The sequence below is a fragment of the Stenotrophomonas sp. 62841_Sma genome, assembly GCF_056482945.1.
In genome coordinates, this window is record NZ_CM151224.1 from 4,119,738 (window position 1) to 4,143,505 (window position 23,768).

Consider the following 23,768-nt stretch of genomic DNA (forward strand, 5'->3'; position numbering starts at 1 on the left):
CCCAAGGACGGGTTTACGGCGTGTCCCGCGAACCCACCGCGCCCGCCCCACACATGAGCCGCGTTACACGACCACCCACGAGGGGCTGCGCCGTTGGCTGGAAACCCTATCCCCCGTGCACGGGGCGGTGCCCACGTACCGCCATCACCAGGCCGATGCCGGCCAGCAACGAGACCGCTGATGTCCCGCCATAACTGATCAACGGCATTGGAATGCCCACCACCGGCAGCAGGCCGGAAATCATTCCACCGTTCACCAATACGTAGACGAAGAACGCCAGCCCCAGGCTGCCGGCCAGCAACCGCGCATGGGTGTCGCGCGCGTGCACTGCGATCCACAGGCAACGCCCGACCACGAACAGGTACAGCGCGAACAGCGTCGCCACACCGATCCAGCCGAATTCCTCGGCCAGCACCGAAAACGCGAAGTCGGTGGTGTACTCGGGCAGGAAATCCAGCGTGGCCTGGGTGCCCTGCCCCCAGCCACGTCCCTGCCAACCACCGGAACCGATCGCGATGCGCGACTGCAGGATGTTCCAGCCGGTGCCGAGCGGGTCTGCTGCCGGGTCTAGGAAGGTCAGTACGCGATCCTTCTGGTACTGCCGCAACACGCCGAGCCAGGCCAGTGGCGCGGCCACCGCCAGCCCTGCCGCACCCGTCGCCACCCAGCCCCAGTGCAGGCCCGCCAGCAACAACGCGAACACGCCGCTGGCGGTGACCAGCGTGGCGGTGCCGAGGTTGGGCTGCATCAGGATCAGCACGGCGGGAACGCCGATCAGCACTGCGGCCGTCAGTACCGTGCGTGGTGACGGTGGCAGCGGTTGCCGGTGCAGGTACCAGGCCATCATCAACGGCAGGCTGAGCTTGAGCAGCTCGGAGGGCTGCAGGTAGAAGACGCCGAGGTTGAGCCAGCGCTGCCCGTACTTGCCGGTGCCGATCACATACACCGCCATCAGCGGCAGCATCGACAGCGCGTACAGCGCCGGTGTCCACGCGCGCAGGCGCAGCAGCGAAACACGCGACAGCAGCCACATCGCCAGCAGGCCACCGGCGAAGCGCGCCGCCTGCCCGGTGACCGGACCGGAAACGCTGTGCAGCACCGCCAGCCCCGCGCCCATCAGGATCAACAACGCGACCAGCAACGGCAGGTCGATCGTGCGCACCGCCTCACGGCAGCCGCCAAGCATTCGTTTCCAGTCCACGCTGGCCACGGTAGCAACGCGCGCTTGCGTGAAGCTGTCAGGGTGCTTCTGCGTTTGTAGAGTCGAGCCGTGCTCGACTGCCTTTCATGCTGCAGAAGCAGTCGAGCACGGCTCGACTCTACAGAACAGCGAGAAGCAATCGAGCATATGGAAGCGCGATGAAAGGCGCGGCCGTTGTTACCCGTAGCCGCCGTGCACTGGATTGTGGCTACGCACGGCCATCACCAACCCGAAGCCGGCCAGCAGCGAGACCGCCGAGGTACCGCCATAGCTGATCAGCGGCATCGGCACGCCCACCACCGGCAGCAGACCCGAGATCATCCCGCCGTTCACCAGCACGTAGACGAAGAACGCCAGGCCGGTGGCGCCGGCCAGCAGGCGCGAATAGGAATCGCGCGACTGGCTGGCAATCCACAGGCAGCGCCCGATCACCACCAGATACAGCGCCAGCACGGTGGCCACGCCGATCCAGCCGAATTCCTCGCTCAGCACCGAGAACGCGAAGTCGGTGGTCTGCTCGGGAATGAAGTTCAGATGCGACTGCGAGCCCTCGCCCCAGCCCTTGCCATCGAAGCCGCCGGAACCGATCGCGATCTTCGACTGGATGATGTTCCAGCCAGCACCCAGCGCATCCATCTCCGGGTCCAGGAACATCATGATGCGGTCCTTCTGGTACGGCCGCAGCAGCCAGAACCAGGCCACCGGCGCGACCGCAGCCACGCCACCCACGCCCAGCCCGACCCACCACCACGGCAGGCCTGCCAACAGCAGCACGAACACGCCGCTGGCGGCGATCAGCACACCGGTACCGAAGTCCGGCTGCAGCATCACCAGGCCGGTCGGTACGCCGATGATGACCAGGGACACGAGCACGGTATTGAAGCGCGGTGGCAACGGCATCTTGTGCAGGTACCAGGCCACCATCATCGGCAGGCTGACCTTGAGCAGCTCGGCCGGCTGCAGGTAGAAGAATTTCAGGTCCAGCCACTGCCGGCCGTATTTGCCGGTGCCCAGCACGAACACCGCCAGCAACGGAATCATCGAGATCGCGTAGATCATCGGCGTGGCCGAGCGGATGCGCAGGATCGGTACCCGTGAGATGCCCCACAGCGCCGCCATGCCCACTGCGAAGCGCGCGCCCTGGGCCATCACCAGGCCGTCGCCACCGGCGCTCTTCAAGGTGGCCAGGCCGATCACCATCAGCGCGCCGAGGGCCAGGCACAGCACCCAGTCCAGCGTGCTGAAGAAGCGGCGCAGCATGTCGCCAGCCCAGCGCAGGAACACTCTCATCGTGCGGGCTCCGCGGGAGTCGGGCGCGGCGTGGCGGGCAGCGCGGCGGCGGCCGGCGTACCCGGCTGCGGTGCGGGTACAGGTTCCGGCGCAGGCACGCCGACCAGCACCGGATGTTCACCCAGCTGCGCAGCGGCAAGGTCGCCGGCCTGGCGCGCGCCGGCGTCTTCGTTGTCGAACGCGGTGGCGCCGATGGCAGTGGTGCCGCGCTCGCTGTCCAACGGCTGCATGCCTTCGGGCATCTTGCCCAGCAGGTAGGCGTCGAACACCTTGCGCGCGATCGGTGCAGCGGCCGAACCACCATAGCCACCGCCTTCCACGGCCACCGCGATCGCGATCACCGGGTTCTCGACCGGCGCGAAGCCGACGAACAGCGCGCGGTGGCGCAGGTGCATCGGCAGGCTCTTGGGATTCACCGCCGCCGTGCCCTTGCGGCTGATGACCTGCGCGGTACCGGTCTTGCCGGCCATCACGTACGGCGCACCGACCGCCACGCGCCAGCCGCTGCCGCCGGGCCGCATGGTCGCCATCATGCCCTCGCGCACGGCCTGCACGTTGTTGGGGTTGGGGCTGACCGGCTTGCTCTCGCCAGCCGGCATCGCCGACCAGTCGCTGTCGAAACCGTCGCGCTGCTGGATGACCAGATGCGGGGTGCGCAGCTGGCCGTCGGCCAGACCGCTGACGCCGCGCGCCAGCTGCAGCGGGGTGACCTTCCAGTCGCCCTGGCCGATGCTGATGTTGACCGTATCACCGGGGTACCAGGCTTCCTTGCGGCTCTTCCGCTTGTAGGCCGGCGACGGCAGGATGCCGCCGATCTCGCCGGTGAGGTCGATGCCGGTCGGCTGGCCGAAGCCGTAGTACTCCATGTAATGGTCGAAGCGCTCGATACCCAGGTCCAGCGCCAGCTTGTAGTAATAGGTATTGACCGATTCGGCGATGGACTTGCGCAGGTCGGTCCAGCCGTGGCCGCCACGGTGGGCGTCACCCCAGCCGCGCGAGGTGCCCGGCAGGTAGAACATGCCGGTGGACAACACCTTGTCTTCCGGGCGGCGCACGCCCGAATCGAGGCCGGCCAGGCCGATCAGCGGTTTCAGCGTGGAACCGGGGGCGACGCCACCGAGCACCAGGCGGTTGAACTGCGGCCGCGACGGGTTTTCGTTCAACGCCTTGAAATCGGCATGCGAGATGCCGTTGACGAACAGGTTGGGGTCGTAGGACGGCAGGCTGACCATCGCCAGTACTTCGCCGGTGCGCGGGTCCATCGCCACTGCCGAGCCTTCCTGGTCGCCGAAGGCGGCCACCATGGCGCGCTGCAGGTCGGCGTCGATCGACAGCCGCAGGTCGGCGCCGGACTGCGCGGCAACGCGGCCGATGGTCCGGATCGCACGGCCCTGCACGTTGGTCTCGACCTGCTCGTAGCCGACCTTGCCGCGCAACTGCTGCTCGTAATAACGCTCCAGGCCGGACTTGCCGATGTGGGTCAGCGCGGCATTGCCCTCGCCGAGGATTTCCAGGTCCTTGTCATCGACGCGGCCGACGTAACCGATGATGTGCGCGAACAGATCGCCATAGGGATAGCGACGGGTCAGGTAGGGTTCCAGCTCGACGCCGGGGAAGCGCCAGCGGTCGACGGCAAAGCGCGCCATCTCCTCGTCGCTCATGCGCAGCTTCAGCGTGACCGGCAGGAACTTGCGGCGCGCCTTGCGCGACTTGTTGAACGCTTCCAGTTCTTCCGGGCTGATGCTGATGATCTTCGCCAGCCCTTCCAGGGTGGCGTCCATGTCCTTGACCTTGTCCGGGGTCACGTCCAGGCGGAAGGCCGGCACGTTCTCGGCCAGCAGGCGGCCGTTGCGGTCGTAGATCATGCCGCGCCCGGGCACCACCGGCCGCGGCTTGATGCGGTTGGCTTCCGAGCGCGTGGCGTAGACGTCGTGGTCCAGCACCTGCAGCTTGAAGTACCAGCCGCCCAGGCCCAGCAGGCAGACCAGCACACCCAGGAAGCCCAGCGCCGCGCGGCGGCGGAACTGTTCGGCTTCGGCATGCGGATTCTTGACCTGGCGGCGCGGAATCATGGCTCAGCGCCCGCGCTTGCCGAAGCGCACCGCGTCCAGCAGCACGAACACCAGCGGCCACAGGCCCATGCCCAGCAGCGGCGCCCACCAGTACGACCACGGCAGGGTCGGCTCATCCACCACGATGTGGACCAGCGCGCTGACGATGCGGTCGTTGAACAGCAGGCCGCCGATGGCCAGCATCTGCTGGGACATCGGGAAGAAGCGGATGCGGGCGCGGAAGCGCTGCAGGATGAAGGCCAGCATCACCAGCCGCAGCGCCTGTTCGCCGAGTACACCGCCGTACAGCAGATCGGCGATCACGCCACTGGCGAAAGCGACGCCCAGGCCGACACGCTCAGGCGCTTCAATCACCCAATAGGCCAGCACCAGCGCCAGCCAATACGGGCGCAGCGGCTGCAGCAGCGCCGGCAACGGCAGCAGGCCCAGCAGCAGCGCCACCACCAGGCTGGCCGGCAGCACCCACGGGTTGTCGCGCAGGCGGCTCATCGCTGGGCCTCCGGCGCGGTCGGTTGCCGGCCAGCGGCCGGCACTACCGTCGCCGACCCAGCATCGGGTGGAGAGCCCCCCTCTTGTTGAGGGGGGCGCGCTGAAGGCGCGGGGGTAAGGGAGGATGCGCGGGCCGGTTGCGCCGAAGGTGCAGTCGGCTCAAGGGGGCGCGCCGACGGCGCGGGGTCAAGGGAGGATGCGGGGGCAACCGGCTTCGTCGAAGACGGAGTCGGTTGCAGGCCAGCGGCCGGCACTACCGTCGCCGACCCAGCATCGGGTGGAGAGCCCCCCTCTTGTTGAGGGGGGCGCGCTGAAGGCGCGGGGGTAAGGGAGGATGCGGGGGCCGGTTGCACCGAAGGTGCAGTCGGCGGCAATTCGCTGGCCGCAGGCAAGCGAATTGCCGCGCCCGGGCGCAGCAGCAGCACGTCGCGGCCGCGGTCCAGCTGCGCCGCCGGCTTCAGTTCGCCGACCAGGAAGGCGTGCGTGTCGTCCGGGCGCAGGCCGGTGATGGTGCCGACCGGGAACCCGGCCGGGAAGCGGCCACCGAGGCCGGAGGTGACGATCTCATCGCCCACCTCCACGCCGGCGCTGAGCGGGATGTCGCGCAGTTCCAGCTTGTCGCCGCGGCCGTAGACGATCAGGCGAACGCCGTTGCGGGCCACCGTCACCGGCACGGCATGGTCGGGGTCGGTCAGCAGCAGCACGGTAGAGGTACCGCCAGTGACGCTGATCACCTGGCCCATCAGACCGCCGGCATCGATCACCGCCTGGCCGACGTGCACGCCTTCGCGGCTGCCGGCGTCGAGCACCAGGCGCTGCTTCACCGGATCCAGGTCGATGTCCAGGATCGGCGCCAGCTGCACGTCCAGGCCACTGCGCTCGGCCACGTTCAGCAGTTCACGCAGCTGGGCGTTGTCCAACGCGGCGGTCTGCAGGCGGGTCAGGCGGGCGTTGGCCAGCAGCAGCTGGTTGCGCAGTTCACGGTTCTCGTTGACCAGCTGGCCGTGGCTGGCCGCCGAGTCCTTGACCTGGTTGCCGAGCTTGCCCGGCAGTCCCGCCAGTGCCCATACCGGCTGCACCAGGCTGTTGGCCTGCCCGCGCAGCTGCGCAAGCCAGCCGGCCTGGTCGTCAAGCACGATCAGGGTGATGGCCAGTGCGAGATAAGCCAGCAGACGCAGCGGGCTGGCGGCATCACCGGATCGGGAAGCAACGGGAGGTCCGGCGTAGGGCGGCACGGCAACGATTCAACTGGCAGAAGGCGGAAGGGAAACACGCGGACGCCCCGCCGGTGCCGGCCTACCCTCATGGTGGGCCGCACCCCGGAGGGGCGCTGCGGGCGCAGGCAGCCGGGACGGCTTATTCCGGCGCAAAGAACTCGTTGCCGTGCATGTCGACCAGCTCCAGCGCACGGCCACCGCCGCGGGCCACGCAGGTCAGCGGATCGTCCGCCACCTGCACGTGCAGGCCGGTTTCCTCGGAAATCAGGCGGTCCAGGTCACGCAGCAGGGCGCCACCACCGGTCAGCACGATGCCGCGCTCGGCGACGTCGGCGCACAGTTCCGGCGGGGTCTGCTCCAGCGCCAGCTTGACCGCGCTGACGATGCCCGACAGCGGCTCGTGCAGGGCCTCGAGCACCTCGTTGGAGCTGATCTTGATCATCTTCGGCACGCCCTCGGCGAGGTTGCGGCCGGAGATTTCCATCTCGATCACTTCCGCCTGCGGGTAGGCGCAGCCCAGCTCGACCTTGATGCGCTCGGCGGTGGCTTCACCGATCAGCATGCCGTGGTTGCGGCGCACGTAGTTGGTGATCGACTCGTCGAAGCGGTCGCCGCCGATGCGGACCGAGGCCGAATAGACGATGCCGTTGAGCGAGATCACCGCCACCTCGGTGGTGCCGCCGCCGATATCGATGACCATCGAACCACGGGCTTCGGTGACCGGCATGCCGGCGCCGATCGCGGCGGCCATCGGCTCTTCGATAAGGAACACATCACGGGCACCGGCTTCCTCGGCCGATTCCTTGATCGCGCGGCGCTCGACCTGGGTCGAGCCGGCCGGCACGCAGACCAGCACGCGCGGGCTCGGGCGCAGCACGCGCGACTTGTGCACCTTCTTGATGAAGTGCTTGAGCATCGCCTCGGTGTAGGTGAAGTCGGCGATGACGCCGTCCTTCATCGGGCGGATGGTGGTGATGTGGCCCGGGGTACGGCCAAGCATCTGCTTGGCTTCGGCGCCTACGGCTGCCACCGAGCGGGTACCACCAATGGCACGGTCCTGGCGCACGGCCACGACCGACGGCTCGTTCAGCACGATCCCCTGCCCGCGCACGTAGATGAGGGTGTTGGCCGTGCCCAGGTCGATGGACAGGTCGTTGGAGAACATGCCACGGAGTTTCTTGAACATCTGAGGAAGGAGTCCTGAGGGGTGTCGTGCCCGCCGCGGGATGGCGAAAAAATGGGCAGAAATCGAGGCCGACAAGCCTAGCAACCCGCCTGCCGCCGAGCAAGGAAAAAACTAGCTGAACCCGCGTCTTCACAGGCTTTCGGCCTGATCGGGTCTCACCCGGTTCTGGCCCTGAGCGGCACCAGCGGGTAACCTTTGCGCCGTCGGGCGCCCAAGGGCGCCGTTTGCTTGCCCGCCGAACCGGGCCGGCCCACCCCAAAATTCACCGCATAGGCTTACATCGATGTCCGCTCTGATCTGTGGTTCTCTTGCCTTCGACACCATCATGGTGTTCCCGGACCAGTTCAAGAATCACATCCTGCCGGACAAGGTGCACATCCTGAACGTGTCCTTCCTGGTGCCGCGCATGCGCCGCGAGTTCGGCGGCTGCGCCGGCAACATCGCCTACAACCTGCACCTGCTGGGCGGCCAGCCGATCCCGATGGGCACCGTGGGTTCGGACTTCGGTCCGTACCGCGAATACTTCGACGGCCTGGGCATCGACCTGTCGCGCGTGCGCGTGATCGATGAGCTGTTCACCCCGCAGGCGTTCATCACCACCGACCACGACAACAACCAGATCACCGCCTTCCACCCGGGCGCGATGATGCGCTCCTACGAAAACCACGTGCGTGGCGTACCGGGCGTGACCCTGGGCCTGGTCGGCCCGGACGGCCGCGAAGGCATGATCCAGAACGCGCAGGAATTCCACGAAGACGGCATTCCGTTCATCTTCGACCCGGGCCAGGCCATGCCGCTGTTCAACGGCCCGGAGCTGCGCGCGTTCATCGAGCAGGCCGACTACGTGGTGGTCAACGACTACGAGTCGAACCTGCTGCAGGAACGCACCGGTTGGGACGAGAAGGAGATCGTCAGCCGGGTCAAGGCCTACATCACCACCCGTGGCCCGAAGGGCGCGGTCATCCACACCCCGGAAAAGAGCTACGACATCCCGCCGGCGCACGAACGCCGCGTGGTCGACCCGACCGGCTGTGGCGACGCCTTCCGCGCCGGCCTGATCTACGGCATCCAGAAGGGCTACGACTGGCTGACCATCGGCCGCATGGGCAACCTGATGGGCGCGCTGAAGGTGGAGCACCCGGGCACGCAGAACCAGCGCTTCACCTTTGACGAGTTCAACGAGCAGTTCAAGCAGCAGTTCGGTTACGCGCTGGGCGCGTAAACCGAACTGCCCGCGCAACTGCTCGGTGGGTGTCGACCTTGGTCGACACGCTGTGCCTTGGTAGGTGTCGACCTTGGTCGACACTGCCGGCCAGCGGCCGGCACTACCCCCTCTGCTGCCAGGCGGCCAACAGGTCGCGGCAATCGGCGAAATGCCAGCCGGCGCGGTCCGGCCACGGGTGATCCGGTAGGTGTCGACCTTGGTCGACACTGCCGGCCAGCGGCCGGCACTACCCCTTCTGCTGCCAGGCCGCCAACAGTGCACGGCAATCAGCGAAATGCCAGTCGGCACTGCCTGGCCACGGGTTCTCCGGCAGGTTGACCAGCACGGTATGGGCGCCCGCGGCGCGCCCGCACTCCAGGTCATAGGCGTGGTCTCCGACCATCACCGCCTCCGCAGCCCCGATTCCCCAGCGTCGAAGATGCTGCTGCAGGCCATCCGGCGACGGCTTGGGCACCGCTTCATCGCGGCCTATGATGTCGGCATCGTCGAACAGTTCCCCGACCCCGATCGCGTCCAGGGTCAGCTTCGCCAGCGCATGATCGTTGCGGGTCAGGATGCCCAGCCGGCAGCCCGCCGCCGCCAGCGCGCGCAGCAGCTTCACCGCGCCCGGCGCCGGCAGTGCCTCCTCGGCCAGCGCACGTTCGTGATCCAGCAGCCACTCGCGCTTGGCCTGCGCCGGCGCATCCGGCAGCGCTGCGATATGGTCGAGGATGTCTTCCTCCGCGACGATCTGCAGTGCGCGGCGGATCGCGGCGAAATCATGCACGGCGACGGTCAGCGTACCGTCCATGTCGAACACCCAGTGCCGGATCGCGGACAGCGCGTGCACTGCGCTGCCCGTCGCGACCATCACTGCCACCACTGCGGCATGCGGCTGGCGTCGACACCACCGGTTTCGAACACGGCAGTACGCGTGCCGCCGGCCTTGACCGGGAACTCGATGCTGATCGACTTGCCCTTGGCTGCCAGCTTCCACAGTGCTTTCTGGTCGGTGATGAACAGGGCGATGGCTTCATCGGTCTTCGGGCGCCAGGCCGCCATGGAAATCGGCTTGCCGTCGTCCACGGTCACCTTCACCGTGCACTGCGGGCAACGGAAATCGCCGGCCTGCAGCACCAGGTAGGCATGCCGCTTCCACTCCGGATGATCGCGGAACACCAGCTGCACCGGCTTGGCACCGCTGCCATCCACGTCCACCCGTTCCTTGCTGTAGATCTGCGCCGAGACCTGGTTGCCCTTGTTGCCCACCGGGATCTGGTTGTACTGCCACAGCGCCTGCATGCGGCGCAGGTCGCGCGCGGCATCGCCCTTGGCCTTGACCTCGTCGAAGCCTGCGGCGATGCGCTCGGCGGCGGCGGTGTCCTTGTACTGGTCCAGCAGCGAGGCGCCATGCAGGCGCGCACGCTCCCAGTCCTGTGCGGCCACGGCCATGTCGTACTGCTTGGCCACGTCTTCGGCCTTGGCTTCCTTCTGTGCCTGCACGGCGGCCGCGGCGGCTTCCTGCGCCTTGCGCTCTTCCTCGGGGTTGCTGCAGGCAGCCAGGGCCAGGGTGCAGGCGGTGAGCAGGATCAGTCGTTTCATGGCGGAGGTCCTTCGTGTTTTCGCATATCTGTAGAGTCGAGCTTGCTCGACTGCTGTTGAAGAGCCAGTCGAGCAAGCTCGACTCTACAAAAAAAGCGCCGGGGGATGCCCGGCGCGTTTTCTTACTTGGCTTCGGCCTTGGCCAGCATGTCCTGGACCGAGGCGGTGGTGATCGGGTGGTAGCCCGGCTTGGCCTTTTCGAAGGCCTGCTTGGCCAGCTCCAGCCCCTTCGGCGTCTTCACCAGTTCGGCGTAGATCGGCAGGATCAGCTTGCGACGGCCGACGCGCTCGATGAAGGCGGCCGCGCCTTCATTGGCCTGCTCGTAGCCGCTGCGGATCGCCAGCGGGTACCAGCGCATGGCGATCTCGCCATTCGGGGTGCCGGTGAAGTGGAAGGCCTTGTCCAGCGTGGCCAGCTTGTCCAGCGGCTGGGTCGCGCCCAGGCCGTCGATGAAGCGCACCCATTCCTGCGTGCTCCAGTCGGCGATGACCTGGCTGCTCGGCACGGTGCCGGCGCTGGCAAACGCGATGCGCGCGGTATCGACGCTGCTGAAGTTGCGCGACTGCGCCTTGGCCGCGAACGCCGGGATGCCCGGCTCGTCCAGCCACGCCTTCAGTTCGGCATCGGTCACTGCCGACGGATTCTTCGGCAGCAGGTTCTTTTTCAGGTACTCGACGAACTGGTCGGTGTTCGCGCTCTGGAAGGCGTGGTCATCGAACCAGCCACGCAGGAACGGATCGAAGGTCTCGCGGCCGAAGCGCTGCTCCAGGAATTCCAGGAACCACGAACCCTTGACGTAGGCGACCTGGCTGAGGGCTTCGTCGGGGTCACGCTGGTTCAGCGGCGGCAGCGCCAGCGCCTGGTCAGCCGGGCTCATGTCCTTCACTTCGGCCAGCAGGTCGGTCTGGTCGATCTGCTTCTCCATCTCGGCCATTTCCTTGCCGTACAGAGCTTCGGTGATGCGGCCCTGGACGTAGGTGGTGAAGCCTTCATTGAGCCAGATGTCCTTCCAGCTGGCGTTGGTCACCAGGTTGCCCGACCAGCTGTGCGCCAGTTCGTGGGCGACCAGCGAGACCAGCGACTTGTCACCGACGATCACAGTCGGGGTGGCGAAGGTCAGGCGCGGGTTCTCCATGCCACCGAACGGGAACGACGGCGGCAGCACCAGCATGTCGTAGCGGCCCCAGCGGTACTCGCCGTACAGCTTCTCGGCGGCACCGATCATCTTCTCGGTGTCTTCGAATTCCTTGGCGGCCTTGTTGACCATGGTCGGCTCGGCCCAGACGCCGGAGCGGCCGGAGATCGGCTCGAACACCAGGTCACCGGCAGCGATGGCCAGCAGGTAGGACGGAATCGGCTGCGGCATCTTGAAGGTGTAGTCACCGTCACGCGCGGCCTTCGGATCGTTGTCGGCGCTCATCAGCACCATCACGTCCGGGCGCGAGACCACGTGCGCGCTGTAGGTGAAACGCACGCTCGGGGTATCCTGCAGCGGCACCCACGAACGGGCGTGGATGGCCTGCGACTGGCTGAACATGAAGGGCAGCTTCTTGCCCTCGGTCATCGACGGTGCCAGCCACTGCAGGCCCGATGCGGTCGGCGCGGTGTGGTAGGTCACTTCCACCTTGGCCGGCTGTTCCGGGGCCTCGATGGTCAGCTTGCTGCCGAACACCTTGTCAGCGGCGGCCAGCTCGAACTTCAGCGGGCTGCGCGCGCCATCGGCGGCGACGGCCTCGACCTTGGACACGGTCAGCTCGCGGGTGTCGAGCACCAGCTGCTTGGCATCCTTCTGCTTCCATTCCAGGGTGTAGGTGGCGGTGCCGCCGATCTGCTTCTGGTCGAAGTCCAGCTTCAGGTCCAGCGCGATGTCCTTGATGACGACCTTGTCCGGCTCGGCGTACGAGCTTTCGTCGTGGCTGCGGTTCTCGGCGTTCACGGGGGCGGCGGGGGCCTTGGCGGCAGTCGGGGCGGCGGCGGGCGCGGCCGCCTCCTGGGAGCAGCCGGCGGCCAGGGCCACGGCCAGCGGAAGGAGCATCAGCGGATTACGCATGAATCGGGACCGTTACGGGGATCAGACCCCCAATGGTAACTCCCTCCGGCTCCGCAGGCGTTGCGCGGTGCGGGGTAATGGCGGCCGGGGCCGATCCTGCGCCTGCGGCGCATGCCAACCAAGGTTGGCTTCTACCGGAATGGCGGCGGACGCGGTACGGGCGGCCGGGGCTACGCTGCGCCTCGGGCGCATGCCAACCAAGGTTGGCCTCTACCGGAATGGCGGCGGACGCGGTACGGGCGGCCGGGGCTGCGCTGCGCCTCGGGCGCATGCCAACCAAGGTTGGCCTCTACCGGTAGGTGCCAACCTTGGTTGGCACGGATGTGTCAGCGCCCGGTGCAGGCGTGTGCCAACCAAGGTTGGCACCTACCAGAGCAGGAACTACAGCTTGTAGCCGGAGTGGATCGAAACGATGCCGCCGGTCAGGTTCTTGTAGTGGCAGCGCTCGAAGCCGGCCTGCCCCATCATCGCCTTCAGCTCATCCTGCGGCGGGTGCTTGCGGATGCTCTCGGCCAGGTACTGGTAGCTGTCCGAATCGTTGGCGAACAGCTTGCCCAGCTTGGGCAGGATCTTGAACGAGTGGAAGTCGTAGATCGGCTTGAACCAGTCGGCGGTGACTTCGGAGAATTCCAGCACGCGGGCCTGGCCGCCCACCTTCAGCACGCGGTACATCTCGCGCAGGCCAGCGTCCTTGTCGGTCACGTTGCGCAGGCCGAAGGCGATGGTGACCAGATCGAAGCTGTTGTCCGGGAACGGCAGGGCTTCGGCATTGCACTGCACGTAGTCCAGGCCGAGCACCAGGCCGCGGTTGGTCAGGCGGTCACGGCCGACCGACAACATGCCGGCGTTGATGTCGCCCAGCACCACCGAGCCCTCGGCGCCAACGCGCTCCTTCAGCAGGGCGGCGATATCGCCGGTGCCGCCGGCCAGGTCGAGCACACGGTCGCCCGGCTTCACCTGCGCGGTCGCCACGTAGTAGCGCTTCCACGCCCGGTGCACGCCCAGGCTCATCAGGTCGTTCATCAGGTCGTAGTTGCGCGCGACCGAGGTGAACACCTGGCCGACCAGCTTCTGCTTGTCCTTGGCGGCGACGTCGCGGAACCCGAAATGGGTGGTACCGGCTTTGTAGGGGGATTCGCTCATGGCCCCGATTATCGCACCGCCGGGGGCCAGCGGCACCCCCTGCCCGTATCATGGCGGGCCACGACTTACCGGAGCCCCGCATGATCACCACGCCCGACTACCAGGCCCTGCTGCAGACCGCCATCGCCGAAGCCCGCCAGGGCCTGGCCGAGGGCGGCGTGCCGATCGGCGCGGCGCTGTACCACAACGACGGCCGCCTGCTCGGCTGCGGCCACAACCGCCGGGTGCAGGAAGGCGACCCGTCGGTGCACGGCGAGACCGATGCGTTCCGCAAGGCCGGCCGCCAGCGCCGCTACCAGGACACCATCATGGTCACCACCCTGGCGCCGTGCTGGTACTGCTCGGGCCTGGTGCGCCAGTTCAACATCGGCACCGTGGTGGTGGGCGAATCGCGCACCTTCCAGGGTGGCATCGACTGGCTGCGCGAGAACGGCGTCAACGTGATCGACCTGGACAGCCAGGAATGCGTGGACCTGCTGGGCGGCTTCATTGCGCAACACCCGGAGATCTGGAACGAAGACATCGGTGAATGATCACCACGCAGTGTGCTGTTGAACCCGCTTAATGAACGCTTCAGTGCCGGCACGCCCTAGTGCCGGCAGCGTTTGCGGCCAATGCCGTGAACCTGTGCACAGTCAGCTGCGCTGCGTGCACACGCTGCGGTAACACTCCACCCCGCTGCCGCGCCTAGGGTGGGGTTACCGGGGCTTCCTTCCCCGGCGGAGCCAGCCATGTGCGCGCACGCCGTACGCCCCACGCCCGACCCGATCCTCGACGCCATCCGCAAGCGCCTGCAGCAGCAGTACGCGCTGCATCAGCGTGGAGCACTGTTCTGGACTGCCTACCAGGGCCTGCAGCTGGAACTGGTGCGCGGCCACCCGCTCGACCATGAGCGCTTGTGCAACGCGATGGCCGACATCGCCGAAGACCTCGGCGCGGTCGAGCATGCGCAATTGATAGGCAATCGCAACGCCGGCTCCACGCCGCGCTGACACGGCATGCACCGGCGCATGCGCCACACTGCGATGAACCCCCACTCCCATCCACTTCAACCGATTGGATCGACATGCACGCCGAAGTTCCCACCATTCCCCCGGTCATCAACGTTGACGCCGAGCTTGACCACTGGCGCCGCCAGCATGCCGACGGCGCCCTACCGCACAACTCGTTCGGCTCCTACGTACCGTGGATCAAGTTCGCCTGTGATTCGCTGATCACCCAGCCGCGCGCCAGCAATGCGCAGCGCGACGAGATGTTCCAGACCCAGTACGCCCTGCAGATCATGCCGCGCCTGAGCGAAGCCCAGGCCCGCGAATTCGTCGACCGTTGCTGGCAGCACGTCTACCAGACCAGCCCGGTGCGCCTGCAGGACGCCCCGCGCCTGCGCGCCTGAGCTGCACAGCCCCTGCACGAGCCGCTGCCGATCATCCTCGTCACCTGAGTGGGACGACGACGATGAAAGCACGCAACCTGTTCAATACGATCGCCAAGAAGGCCGCGGCCGCCACCGGCTCGCCGTGGACCTTCCTGGCCGCGGTAGCGATCGTGGTGATCTGGGGCATCAGTGGCCCGGTATTCGGTTTCAACGACACCTGGCAGCTGGTGATCAACACCGGTACCACCATCATCACCTTCCTGATGGTGTTCCTGATCCAGCACACGCAGAACGCAGATACCGCCGCGATGCAGATCAAGCTGGACGAGCTGATCCGCGCGACGGCCGAAGCCAACAACGAACTGTTGGATCTGGAAGAACTGGACGAGGAGCGGCTGGAAGAGATCCGGCGCGAGTACGAGCAGATGGCGCGCGAAGCTGGCGACGCGCTGGCGCGTGTGCGCGCCTGCCATGCAGCGCGGCGCGACGATGAAGCGGTGTAGCAGCTCCTGAAATGACAATGCCGGCCCGCGGCCGGCATTACCCTCGATCTCCAGGTAGGTGCCAACCTTGGTTGGCACAGGGCCAGCCGCCTGCGCTGACGCATCCGTGCCAACCAAGGTTGGCACCTACCAGAAGCACTGCTTACCCGCGCTCGTGCCAGCCGCCGCCCAGCACCTTGTACAGGGTGATGCGGTTGGCCTGCTGGGCCAGCTGCGCCTGCAGCTGGGTCTGCTGCGCGTTGTAGGCGGTACGGCGCGCATCAAGCAGGGTCACGAAGCTGTCCAGGCCAGCGTCGTAGCGTGCCTGCGACAGGCGGTTGGCCTGTTCGGCCGCTTCCACCAGGCGCTGCTGTGAACTCACCTGCTCATCCAGACTGACGTTCAACGCCAGCGCATCGGCGGTTTCGCGGAAGCCCACCTGGATCGACTTCTCGTACTGCGCCAGCGCAATGTCACGGTCCGCATTGGCGATGGCCAGATTGGCGCGCAGCTTGCCGCCCTGGAAGATCGGCAGCGTGATCTTCGGCAGGAAGCTCCACACGCGGGTGCCACTGTCGAACAGGTTGGACAATTCGCTCGAACCACTACCGATGCTGCCGGTCAGCGAGATGCTCGGGAAGAACGCCGCGCGTGCCGCACCGATGTTGGCGTTGGCCGCCAGCAGCTGATGTTCGGCGGCCATGATGTCCGGGCGCTGCAGCAACACGTCGCTGGGCAGGCCGGCCGGCGGCGGTGCCAGTGCCAGCAGCTGCGGTTCGATGCTGTCCGGCAGCAGTGCCGGATCCAGCTGGCCACCGGCCAGCAGCGCCAGCGCATTGCGGTCCTGGGCCAGCTGGCCACGCAGGCGTGCAGCATCCGTACGTGCGGTCTCGACCAGGGTACGGGTCTGGGTCAGCTCCAGCGCCGAACTGCCACCACGCTCGTGGCGGGCCTCGGCCAGGCGCAGCGAATCCTCGTAGGTCTTCAGCGTGGCATCGGCGATCTTCAGCCGCTGCGCATCAGCCCCGTAGGTCAGCCACGCCGTGGCGGTCTCGGCCACCAGGCTCAGCTGCGCGTTGCGGCGGTTGGCGGCCACGGCGAAGTACTGCTGCAGCGCCGCTTCACTGAGATTGCGCACGCGGCCGAACAGATCCAGCTCGAACTCGGCTACGCCAACACCGGCGGTGAACTGCTCGGTGACACCGGCGTCGGTACCACGGCGGTCCATCTGGCCGGTGACTGCCACGCCGGGCACACGGTCGGCGCGCTGTACGCGGTACTGGCCGCGCGCGCGTTCAACGTTGAGTACGGCCACGCGCAGGTCGCGGTTGTTCTGCAGCGACTGGTCGATCACCTGCTGCAGGCGCGCATCGGTGAAGAAGTCGCGCCAGCCGACGGCGGCGACATCGGCCACCTCGCCCTGCGCGGCCTCGGCCGGCCACTGCGCCGGAATGGCCGGAGCAACGGCGGTGTTCTTCGGCACCAGGGTGGAGCAGCCGGCGAGCGCGAGCGCGGCGGCAATGGAAAGGAACAGGGATGCACTTTTCATGGGAATGACTTCCATCGGTACTGCCGGATGGCAGGAGGTAGTGCCGGCCGCTGGCCGGCAACCTCGTTGGATTCACATCACGCGGGCAGTAGGTGCCGGCCAGCGGCCGGCACTACCGTTTCAGGTCACGTCGTGGACTTGCGCTTGAACACGCGCTGCACCACCACGAAGAACAGCGGCACGAAGAACACGCCGAGCACGGTGCCGACGATCATGCCGCCGAGCACACCGGTGCCGATCGCCTGCTTGGCACCGGAGCCGGCACCGGTGGAGATTGCCAGCGGCACCACGCCCATGCCGAAGGCCAGCGAGGTCATCACGATCGGGCGCAAGCGGTCGCGCACGGCGTGCATGATCGACTCGATCAGGCTGGCCCCCTTCTCCAGGTTTTCCTTGGCGAACTCGACGATCAGGATCGCGTTCTTGCTGGTCAGGCCCACCGTGGTCAGCATCGCCACCTGGAAGTAGATGTCGCGTTCCAGGCCCTTGAAGGTATTGGCCAGCACCGCGCCGAGGATACCCAGCGGGGCCGCCAGCAGCACCGCGGTCGGCACGCTCCAGCTTTCATACATCGCGGCCAGGCACAGGAACACGATCATCAGCGACAGCGTGTAGAGCAGCGGCGTCTGCGAGCCGGCCTGGCGTTCCTGGTAGGACATCGCCGTCCACTCGATGCCGAAGCCCGCCGGCAGCTGCTTGGCCAGCTGTTCGATCTCGGCCATGGCATCACCGGACGCGACACCCGGGGCCGGTTCGCCCTGGATTTCCATCGCCGACACACCGTTGTAGCGCTCAAGACGCGGCGAACCGTAGTCCCAGTGCTTGGTGGCGAACGCGCTGAACGGCACCATCTCGCCCTTGTCGTTCTTCACGGACCACAGATCGAAGTCCTCCGGCACCATGCGGAACGGCTGGTCGGCCTGCACGAACACACGCTTGACGCGGCCACGATCGACGAAGTCGTCGATGTACGAGCTGCCCCATGCGGCGGCCAAGGTACCGTTGATCTGGTCGATCGACAGCCCCAGCGAGGTCGCCTTGGCCGCATCGATGTCGATGCGGAACTGCGGGGTGTCTTCCTGGCCGTTCGGGCGCACGTTGGCCAGCTTCTTGCTGCCGGCGGCGAGGCCCAGCAGCTGGTTGCGCGCGGCCACCAGTGCCTCGTGGCCCTGGCCGCTGTTGTCCTTCAGGAAGAAGGTGTAGCCCGACGCGGTACCCAGTTCCGGAATGGCCGGCGGCGGGAAGGCGAAGATGAAGGCATCCTTGATCTGGCCCAGTGCCGCCATCGCGCGACCGGTGATCGGCATCACGCCATTGTCGGCGTCACGCTCGCTCCAGTCCTTCAGCTTGACGAATGCCATGCCCGCGTTCTGGCCCATACCGGCGAAGCTGAAGCCCTGCACCGAAAACACCGAGTCCACCGCATCCTTCTCGTTCTGCAGGAAGTGGTTTTCCAGTGCCGCGATCGATTCCAGCGTACGTTCCTGGGTGGCACCGACCGGCGCCTGCACCAGCGCCATCAGCACGCCCTGGTCTTCGTTGGGCAGGAACGAGCTGGGCAGGCGCACGAACAGCACGCCCATCAGCACGAACAGTGCCGCCACGATACCCATGAAGCGCCACGGACGGTGGATGATGCCGCGCACGCCGCGCTGGTAGCTTTCGCTGGTGCGGTCGAAGCCGCGGTTGAAACCGTTGAAGAAACGACCGGACCAGCCCTTGTGTGCGACGTGGTGCTCACCCTTCTTCAGCGGCTTGAGCATGGTCGCGCACAGCGCCGGGGTCAGCACGATCGCGACCAGCACCGACAGCGCCATCGCCGAAACGATCGTGGCCGAGAACTGGCGGTAGATCACGCCGGTGGAGCCGCTCATGAAGGCCATCGGCACGAACACCGCCGACAGCACCAGGCCGATACCCACCAGCGCGCCGGTGATCTGGCCCATCGACTTGCGGGTGGCCTCAAGCGGCGACAGTCCTTCCTCGGACATGATGCGCTCGACGTTCTCCACCACCACGATGGCATCGTCCACCAGCAGGCCGATCGCCAGCACCATCGCGAACATGGTCAGCATGTTCACCGAGAAGCCCAGCATCGCCAGCACGCCGAAGGTACCCAGCAGCACCACCGGCACGGCGATGGTCGGGATCAGGGTGGCGCGGAAGTTCTGCAGGAACAGGTACATCACCACGAACACCAGCACGATCGCTTCGATCAGGGTCTGCACCACGCCCTTGATCGACACGCGCACGAACGGGGTGGTGTCGTACGGGATCTCGGCCTTCAGGCCGGCCGGGAAGAAGCTCTTCATGTCCTGCAGCGCGGCATCCACGCCGGCCGCGGTATCCAGCGCGTTGGCGCCGGTGGCCAGGGTGACCGCCAGGCCGCTGGCCGGCTGGCCGTTGTAGCGGGTGACGAAGTCGTAGGACTCTGCACCCAGTTCGACACGGGCGACATCGCCCAGGCGCAGCTCGGCACCGTCCTGCGCACCGCGCACGATGATGTTGCGGAACTGTTCCGGGGTCTGCAGGCGCGACTGCGCATTGATGGTGGCGTTGAGCTGCTGGCCCTTGATCGACGGCGCGCCGCCGAGCTGGCCGATGGCCACCTGGGCGTTCTGTGCCTTGACTGCTGCGGTCACTTCCGCAACCGACAGGCCATAGGTATGCAGCTTGTTCGGGTCCAGCCAGATGCGCATGGCGTACTTGCCACCGAACACCTGGATGTTGCCGACGCCCGGCACGCGGCTCAGACGGTCGACGACATTGGAACCGACGTAGTCGGCGATGTCGTTGGCGTCCATGCTGCCGTTCTCGGACACGAACGCAATGACGTTCAGGAAGCCCGAGCTGGACTTGGCCACGTTGATGCCCTGCCGCTGCACTTCCTGCGGCAGCAGCGGCATGGCCAGCTGCAGCTTGTTCTGCACCTGCACCTGGGCGATGTCCGGGTTGGTGCCGCTCTCGAAGGTCAGGGTGATGGTGGCCTGGCCGTTGGACGAGCTGTTGGAGGAGAAATAGATCAGGCCATCAAGGCCCTTCATGTTCTGCTCGATGATCTGCGTCACCGAGTCCTCGACCACCTTGGCCGATGCACCCGGGTAGGTGGCGCTGATTTCCACCGCCGGCGGTGCGACGTTGGGGTACATCGAGACCGGCAGCTTGAACAGGGCCAGGCCGCCGGCGAGCATGATGATGATGGCGATCACCCATGCAAAGATGGGTCGATCGATGAAAAAGCGTGCCATGGGGTTCTCCGCTTACTTCGCGTCGCCGGCCGGAGCGGCAGGCTGGGCGGCCGCTGCCGGCTTGGCCGGAGCAGCGCCCTTCTCGGTGGCCTTGACCGGCATGCCGGGGCCGATCTTCTGCAGGCCTTCGACAATGACCTTGTCGCCGGCCTTCAGACCGTCCTCGACCAGCCACTTGTCGCCGACCGTGCGGCTGACCTTGACCGGGCGCACTTCGACCTTGTTGTCCTTGTCGACCACCATCGCGGAGGTGTCACCCTTCGGATCGCGGGCGATGCCGGCCATCGGCACCAGCACTGCATCGCTGCGCACGCCGCCGCCGATCACCGCGCGCACGTACGTGCCCGGCATCAGCAGGCCGTCCGGATTGTCCACCTTCACGCGCAGGCCGAAGCTGCCAGTGGCCGGGTCGACGCTGACTTCGGAGAACTCCAGCGTGCCCTTGTGCTCGAAGGTGCTGCCGTCTTCCATCAGGATGCTGACCGGCAGCGTCTGGTTGTCCTGCAGGCGGCCCGCGGCCAGCTCACGGCGAAGCTGCAGCAGCTCGGCCGAGGACTGGGTCAGGTCGACATAGATCGGGTCCAGCTGCTGCACGGTGGCCAGCGCATTGGCCTGGCCGGCGCTGACCAGCGCACCCTGGGTGACGCTGGACTTGCCGATGCGGCCGCTGATCGGCGCGGTGATGCGGGCGTAGCCCAGAGTGACGTTGGCCGCATCCAGCGAGGCCTTGGCGGCGCCGACGTCAGCCTCGGCCTGCTTCTGCGCGGCCACCGCGTTTTCCAGGTCCTGCTGGCTGACCGCATCAACCTTGGCCAGCTCGGTGATGCGCTTGGCGCTCAGGCGCGCGGCGTTGGCGGTGGCCTCGGCACGCGCCAGCTGGGCACGGGCACTGTTGGCCTGTGCGCGGTAGCTGGCGTCCTCGATCTGGTACAGCGGCTCGCCGGCCTTGACCATGCCGCCCTCGGTGAACAGGCGCTTGGCGACGATGCCGTTGACCTGCGGACGCACTTCGGCGACCAGGAAGGCGTTGGTACGGCCCGGCAGCTCGCGGGTGAGGCCCACGGTCTCGGACTTCAGCGTGACCACGGTGACGTCACCCGGGCCCTGTTCGGGGGCCTGGGGTTGGCCGCCGCAGGCAGCCACGGTCGCGGCGATTGCCAGCGACAGTGCAAAGGGTCGGATTCGGCTCAGCAACATGACGGAAAGGCTCTTGAAGGAAAGGGTCTCAGCCAGCGCTGATACGGCGGACCCTCCACCAGCGAAGGTGAAGACCGTGCGAACAGCGCCCACCCGGGTGGAGTGGGAGCCGGACGGGCCTGCCACGCACACGACGGGAATGATGGGTGCGAAATATACATACATGCTTGTTTGTTTGTAAACCGGTACAATTCAGCCACGTTTCACCCGCACTCGTACCCACACCCATGGCCCGCAAGACCAAAGAGGACACCCAGGCAACCCGGGAAGGCATCCTTGACGCCGCCGAAGCCTGCCTCCATGAACACGGCGTGGCCCGTACCACGCTGGAGATGATCGGTGCCCGCGCCGGCTATACCCGTGGCGCGGTGTACTGGCACTTCAAGAACAAGAGCGAGGTGCTGGCCGCGATCGTCGAACGGGTGCACCTGCCCTTCATGCAGGAACTGGAGCGCACCTCCACCGACCAGCGCGACACACCGGTGCACGACCTGCGCGCAGTGATGATCCACTCGTTCATCGAGCTGTCCGAGGACGAACGCCTGCGCAAGACCATGGAGATCATGCTGCGCAGCGACGCCTCGGCCGATACCAAGGTGCTGACCGAAATGCAGCAGGCCGGCTTCCGCGACGCGCTGGACCGGATGGAGCGCGCCCTGCGCCGGGCCCAGGACCTGGGCCAGCTGCGCGAAGGCGCGGACCCGAAGATCGCCGCGCGCATGCTGCACGCCACTGTACTGGGCGTACTGCATGGCGCGATGGTCGAACCGGAACTGATGGATCTCAAGCGTGACGGCATGCTTGCGCTGGACATGACCCTGGCCGCCTACGTGAAAGAAGGCGTGTTCGTGCCCGGAACGGTGCCCGAGCCGCTGCCGGAAGCATGAGCGGCATTGCTGCCGCCACTGCGGCACTGCACGATCTCTACCTGCCCGCAGGGCTGCAGTTGACCGGACCGATCGTGGAGGAAGCGGAAAGCGCAGAGTACGGTGCCTGCCGCTTTGCCCTTGAGGGTCACAGCATCGTGTTCCGCGTCGCGAAGATCACCCCCACCAAGACCGGCCAGTTCGTAACCCTGTGGAAGCGCCCCGCCCCCGGTTCTGATATCGCTCCATTGGATGCAGCCGATGCTGTGCACTTCGTGGTGATCGCGGTCTTCGACGGAACACAGCGCGGGCAGTTCATCTTCAGTCGTGACCTGCTGATCGAGCGCGGCGTGATGTCGCGCGATGGCGAGGGCGGAAAGCGCGCCCTCCGTGTCTATCCGCCGTGGAGCACGCCGGCCGCAAAGGACGCGATCCGGACCCGGCAGTGGCAGCTTCGTTGCTTCCTGCCCACCGGCGCCGATGTCTCCGCCTCCGCCGGTGATCGATTACGCTCACTGTTGGGTTGAACCCGGCGGACCTTCCCTTTTCTGGACGCATCGTGATGATCCTGGACAACGTGGTATGGGGCTTCATCGGCTGCGGCAGCGTCACCGAGAAGAAGAGCGGGCCGGCCCTGGCCAACACGCCGGGCTCACGGGTGGCGGCGGTCATGCGCCGCAATGCGGCGTTGGCCGAGGATTATGCGCGGCGCCATGCGATTCCCCGCTGGTACGCCGACGCCGATGCACTCATCGCCGACCCGGAAGTGAACGCGATCTACGTTGCGACGCCGCCCTCCACGCACATGCACTACGCGTTGCAGGCGATTGCCGCGGGCAAGCCGGTCTACATAGAAAAGCCGATGGCCATGGATCACGCGGAATGCGAACGCGTGCTGGAGGCCAGCGCGCGCAGCGGCGTGCCGGTGTTCGTGGCCTACTACCGCCGCGCCCTGCCCCGCTTCGCGCAGGTGAAGCAGCTGCTGGACAGCGGCACGATCGGCACGCCGCGCAGCGTGCACGCCACCCTGCACCGGCCGCATTCGGCGAACGCTGCATCGCCGGACTTCTGGCGGACCAACCCGGCGATCGCCGGCGGCGGGCTGTTCGTCGATCTGGGCTCGCACACCCTGGACCTGCTGGATCATCTGCTGGGGCCGCTGAGCGATGTGCGTGGCCTGGCCAGCTCGTTGACCGGCGCCTACGCCGCCGAGGACAGCGTTTCGATGTGCTTCCGCACCGGGACGGGGGCGCACGGCATCGCGCAATGGAGTTTCTGCGCGTTCCGCCGCCAGGATGAAATCGAAATCACCGGCGATCGCGGACAACTGCGCTTTGCCACCTTCGAGGACGTTCCAGTGGTTCTGGAGACGGAAGCGGGCGTGCAGGCGTTCGACATCCCGAACCCGCCGTCGATCCAGCAGCCGTTGATCGCCACTCTGGTGGATGAGCTGCGCGGCAGCGGCCACTCACCATCCAACGGCATCAGCGCCGCCCGCACCAGTGCGGTGATCGACCAGGTGCTGCAGGCCTACCGCACACGGCACTCGCGCTGACTGCCAAAGCAGAAGGCCGCCTTTCTGCGGCCTCATGCTTT

21 protein-coding genes are annotated in these 23,768 nt (G+C 66.9%); 8 read left to right on the forward strand and 13 right to left on the reverse strand.

All coding sequences use genetic code 11. From position 1 onward, the window contains the following. Positions 1–106: 106 nt before the first annotated feature. From rodA (ACZK5G_RS19220) to ACZK5G_RS19245, 6 genes are all read right to left on the reverse strand, one after another. Positions 107–1,186 carry a rod shape-determining protein RodA gene (rodA, locus tag ACZK5G_RS19220; protein ID WP_478466538.1) on the reverse strand — a complete coding sequence of 360 codons (1,080 nt, stop codon included), beginning with the start codon at positions 1,184–1,186 and terminating at the stop codon, positions 107–109. A gap of 192 nt (positions 1,187–1,378) precedes the next feature. Continuing rightward, on the reverse strand, positions 1,379–2,491 hold the full coding sequence (gene rodA, locus ACZK5G_RS19225) for a rod shape-determining protein RodA (protein WP_032130317.1): 1,113 nt from the start codon (positions 2,489–2,491) through the stop codon (positions 1,379–1,381). Beyond that, entirely contained in the window at positions 2,488–4,563 is a 2,076-nt protein-coding gene (mrdA, locus tag ACZK5G_RS19230) for a penicillin-binding protein 2 (RefSeq protein WP_277778304.1), read from the reverse strand. Before mrdA ends, rodA (ACZK5G_RS19225) begins: the two co-directional genes overlap by 4 nt. 3 nt (positions 4,564–4,566) lie before the next feature. Beyond that, positions 4,567–5,052: a rod shape-determining protein MreD gene (mreD, locus tag ACZK5G_RS19235; RefSeq protein WP_049463232.1), complete on the reverse strand. Its 486-nt coding sequence runs from the start codon at positions 5,050–5,052 to the stop codon at positions 4,567–4,569. Continuing rightward, the gene (gene mreC / locus ACZK5G_RS19240; protein WP_478464441.1) at positions 5,049–6,287 is read right to left on the reverse strand and encodes a rod shape-determining protein MreC; all 1,239 of its coding nucleotides are present in this window, start codon (positions 6,285–6,287) and stop codon (positions 5,049–5,051) included. Before mreC ends, mreD begins: the two co-directional genes overlap by 4 nt. 121 nt (positions 6,288–6,408) lie before the next feature. Then, entirely contained in the window at positions 6,409–7,455 is a 1,047-nt protein-coding gene (locus ACZK5G_RS19245; protein ID WP_005419402.1) for a rod shape-determining protein, read from the reverse strand. A 283-nt stretch (positions 7,456–7,738) separates the two neighbouring features. On the opposite strand from ACZK5G_RS19245, the gene ACZK5G_RS19250 reads away from it, so the two are divergent. Next, entirely contained in the window at positions 7,739–8,677 is a 939-nt protein-coding gene (locus ACZK5G_RS19250) for a carbohydrate kinase family protein (RefSeq protein ID WP_014038522.1), read from the forward strand. 229 nt (positions 8,678–8,906) lie between these two features. On the opposite strand, the gene ACZK5G_RS19255 is transcribed toward ACZK5G_RS19250, so the two are convergent. From ACZK5G_RS19255 to ubiE, 4 genes are all read right to left on the reverse strand, one after another. Beyond that, positions 8,907–9,530, reverse strand: coding sequence for an HAD family hydrolase (locus ACZK5G_RS19255; RefSeq protein ID WP_478464443.1), 624 nt, complete (start codon positions 9,528–9,530; stop codon positions 8,907–8,909). Then, the gene (locus ACZK5G_RS19260) at positions 9,530–10,261 is read right to left on the reverse strand and encodes a hypothetical protein (protein WP_197615763.1); all 732 of its coding nucleotides are present in this window, start codon (positions 10,259–10,261) and stop codon (positions 9,530–9,532) included. Before ACZK5G_RS19260 ends, ACZK5G_RS19255 begins: the two co-directional genes overlap by 1 nt. Before the next feature lie 122 nt (positions 10,262–10,383). Then, complete coding sequence (locus ACZK5G_RS19265; RefSeq protein ID WP_478464444.1) at positions 10,384–12,312, reverse strand: M1 family metallopeptidase; 1,929 nt, start codon at positions 12,310–12,312, stop codon at positions 10,384–10,386. Positions 12,313–12,693: 381 nt separating this feature from the next. After that, complete coding sequence (gene ubiE / locus ACZK5G_RS19270; RefSeq protein ID WP_005411082.1) at positions 12,694–13,455, reverse strand: bifunctional demethylmenaquinone methyltransferase/2-methoxy-6-polyprenyl-1,4-benzoquinol methylase UbiE; 762 nt, start codon at positions 13,453–13,455, stop codon at positions 12,694–12,696. A gap of 80 nt (positions 13,456–13,535) precedes the next feature. On the opposite strand from ubiE, the gene ACZK5G_RS19275 reads away from it, so the two are divergent. The 4 genes from ACZK5G_RS19275 (at position 13,536) to ACZK5G_RS19290 (ending at position 15,333) form a co-directional block, all read left to right on the forward strand. After that, positions 13,536–13,988: a nucleoside deaminase gene (locus tag ACZK5G_RS19275; RefSeq protein WP_005411083.1), complete on the forward strand. Its 453-nt coding sequence runs from the start codon at positions 13,536–13,538 to the stop codon at positions 13,986–13,988. A 198-nt stretch (positions 13,989–14,186) separates the two neighbouring features. Next, positions 14,187–14,447 carry a hypothetical protein gene (locus ACZK5G_RS19280; RefSeq protein WP_423162484.1) on the forward strand — a complete coding sequence of 87 codons (261 nt, stop codon included), beginning with the start codon at positions 14,187–14,189 and terminating at the stop codon, positions 14,445–14,447. 74 nt (positions 14,448–14,521) lie between these two features. Beyond that, a complete protein-coding gene (locus ACZK5G_RS19285) occupies positions 14,522–14,848 on the forward strand; it encodes a hypothetical protein (RefSeq protein WP_014038526.1) in 327 nt (108 codons plus the stop codon). A 62-nt stretch (positions 14,849–14,910) separates the two neighbouring features. Continuing rightward, positions 14,911–15,333 carry a low affinity iron permease family protein gene (locus ACZK5G_RS19290; RefSeq protein WP_032129005.1) on the forward strand — a complete coding sequence of 141 codons (423 nt, stop codon included), beginning with the start codon at positions 14,911–14,913 and terminating at the stop codon, positions 15,331–15,333. A 142-nt stretch (positions 15,334–15,475) separates the two neighbouring features. On the opposite strand, the gene smeF is transcribed toward ACZK5G_RS19290, so the two are convergent. The 3 genes from smeF to smeD form a co-directional block, all read right to left on the reverse strand. Next, positions 15,476–16,876, reverse strand: coding sequence for a multidrug efflux RND transporter outer membrane subunit SmeF (gene smeF, locus ACZK5G_RS19295; RefSeq protein ID WP_125893439.1), 1,401 nt, complete (start codon positions 16,874–16,876; stop codon positions 15,476–15,478). Between the two features lie 110 nt (positions 16,877–16,986). Next, positions 16,987–20,109 (reverse strand): multidrug efflux RND transporter permease subunit SmeE, encoded by a 3,123-nt coding sequence (gene smeE, locus ACZK5G_RS19300; protein WP_049399247.1) that lies wholly within the window; start codon positions 20,107–20,109, stop codon positions 16,987–16,989. A gap of 12 nt (positions 20,110–20,121) precedes the next feature. After that, the gene (gene smeD, locus ACZK5G_RS19305; protein ID WP_032129008.1) at positions 20,122–21,306 is read right to left on the reverse strand and encodes a multidrug efflux RND transporter periplasmic adaptor subunit SmeD; all 1,185 of its coding nucleotides are present in this window, start codon (positions 21,304–21,306) and stop codon (positions 20,122–20,124) included. A 227-nt stretch (positions 21,307–21,533) separates the two neighbouring features. Here smeD and smeT point away from each other — a divergent pair, with 227 nt between their 5' ends. From smeT to ACZK5G_RS19320, 3 genes are read left to right on the forward strand one after another with little or no spacing between them, the layout of a single operon-like run. Further along, complete coding sequence (smeT, locus tag ACZK5G_RS19310; RefSeq protein ID WP_478464445.1) at positions 21,534–22,193, forward strand: efflux transporter SmeDEF transcriptional repressor SmeT; 660 nt, start codon at positions 21,534–21,536, stop codon at positions 22,191–22,193. After that, positions 22,190–22,699, forward strand: a complete 510-nt coding sequence (locus ACZK5G_RS19315; protein ID WP_478464447.1) for a MepB family protein — start codon at positions 22,190–22,192, stop codon at positions 22,697–22,699. The genes smeT and ACZK5G_RS19315 overlap by 4 nt, the downstream gene beginning before the upstream one ends. Positions 22,700–22,734: 35 nt before the next feature. Next, complete coding sequence (locus ACZK5G_RS19320) at positions 22,735–23,727, forward strand: Gfo/Idh/MocA family protein (protein ID WP_478464448.1); 993 nt, start codon at positions 22,735–22,737, stop codon at positions 23,725–23,727. Positions 23,728–23,768: the final 41 nt, after the last annotated feature.

Coding starts and splice junctions, on each gene's coding strand:
- rodA (WP_478466538.1), bottom strand. CDS start 1,186: ATGCTTGGCGGCTGCCGTGAGGCGGTGCGCACGATCGACCTGCCGTTG.
- rodA (WP_032130317.1), bottom strand. CDS start 2,491: ATGAGAGTGTTCCTGCGCTGGGCTGGCGACATGCTGCGCCGCTTCTTC.
- mrdA (WP_277778304.1), bottom strand. CDS start 4,563: ATGATTCCGCGCCGCCAGGTCAAGAATCCGCATGCCGAAGCCGAACAG.
- mreD (WP_049463232.1), bottom strand. CDS start 5,052: ATGAGCCGCCTGCGCGACAACCCGTGGGTGCTGCCGGCCAGCCTGGTG.
- ACZK5G_RS19245 (WP_005419402.1), bottom strand. CDS start 7,455: ATGTTCAAGAAACTCCGTGGCATGTTCTCCAACGACCTGTCCATCGAC.
- ACZK5G_RS19250 (WP_014038522.1), top strand. CDS start 7,739: ATGTCCGCTCTGATCTGTGGTTCTCTTGCCTTCGACACCATCATGGTG.
- ACZK5G_RS19255 (WP_478464443.1), bottom strand. CDS start 9,530: ATGGTCGCGACGGGCAGCGCAGTGCACGCGCTGTCCGCGATCCGGCAC.
- ACZK5G_RS19260 (WP_197615763.1), bottom strand. CDS start 10,261: ATGAAACGACTGATCCTGCTCACCGCCTGCACCCTGGCCCTGGCTGCC.
- ACZK5G_RS19265 (WP_478464444.1), bottom strand. CDS start 12,312: ATGCGTAATCCGCTGATGCTCCTTCCGCTGGCCGTGGCCCTGGCCGCC.
- ubiE (WP_005411082.1), bottom strand. CDS start 13,455: ATGAGCGAATCCCCCTACAAAGCCGGTACCACCCATTTCGGGTTCCGC.
- ACZK5G_RS19275 (WP_005411083.1), top strand. CDS start 13,536: ATGATCACCACGCCCGACTACCAGGCCCTGCTGCAGACCGCCATCGCC.
- ACZK5G_RS19280 (WP_423162484.1), top strand. CDS start 14,187: ATGTGCGCGCACGCCGTACGCCCCACGCCCGACCCGATCCTCGACGCC.
- ACZK5G_RS19285 (WP_014038526.1), top strand. CDS start 14,522: ATGCACGCCGAAGTTCCCACCATTCCCCCGGTCATCAACGTTGACGCC.
- ACZK5G_RS19290 (WP_032129005.1), top strand. CDS start 14,911: ATGAAAGCACGCAACCTGTTCAATACGATCGCCAAGAAGGCCGCGGCC.
- smeF (WP_125893439.1), bottom strand. CDS start 16,876: ATGGAAGTCATTCCCATGAAAAGTGCATCCCTGTTCCTTTCCATTGCC.
- smeE (WP_049399247.1), bottom strand. CDS start 20,109: ATGGCACGCTTTTTCATCGATCGACCCATCTTTGCATGGGTGATCGCC.
- smeD (WP_032129008.1), bottom strand. CDS start 21,306: ATGTTGCTGAGCCGAATCCGACCCTTTGCACTGTCGCTGGCAATCGCC.
- smeT (WP_478464445.1), top strand. CDS start 21,534: ATGGCCCGCAAGACCAAAGAGGACACCCAGGCAACCCGGGAAGGCATC.
- ACZK5G_RS19315 (WP_478464447.1), top strand. CDS start 22,190: ATGAGCGGCATTGCTGCCGCCACTGCGGCACTGCACGATCTCTACCTG.
- ACZK5G_RS19320 (WP_478464448.1), top strand. CDS start 22,735: ATGATCCTGGACAACGTGGTATGGGGCTTCATCGGCTGCGGCAGCGTC.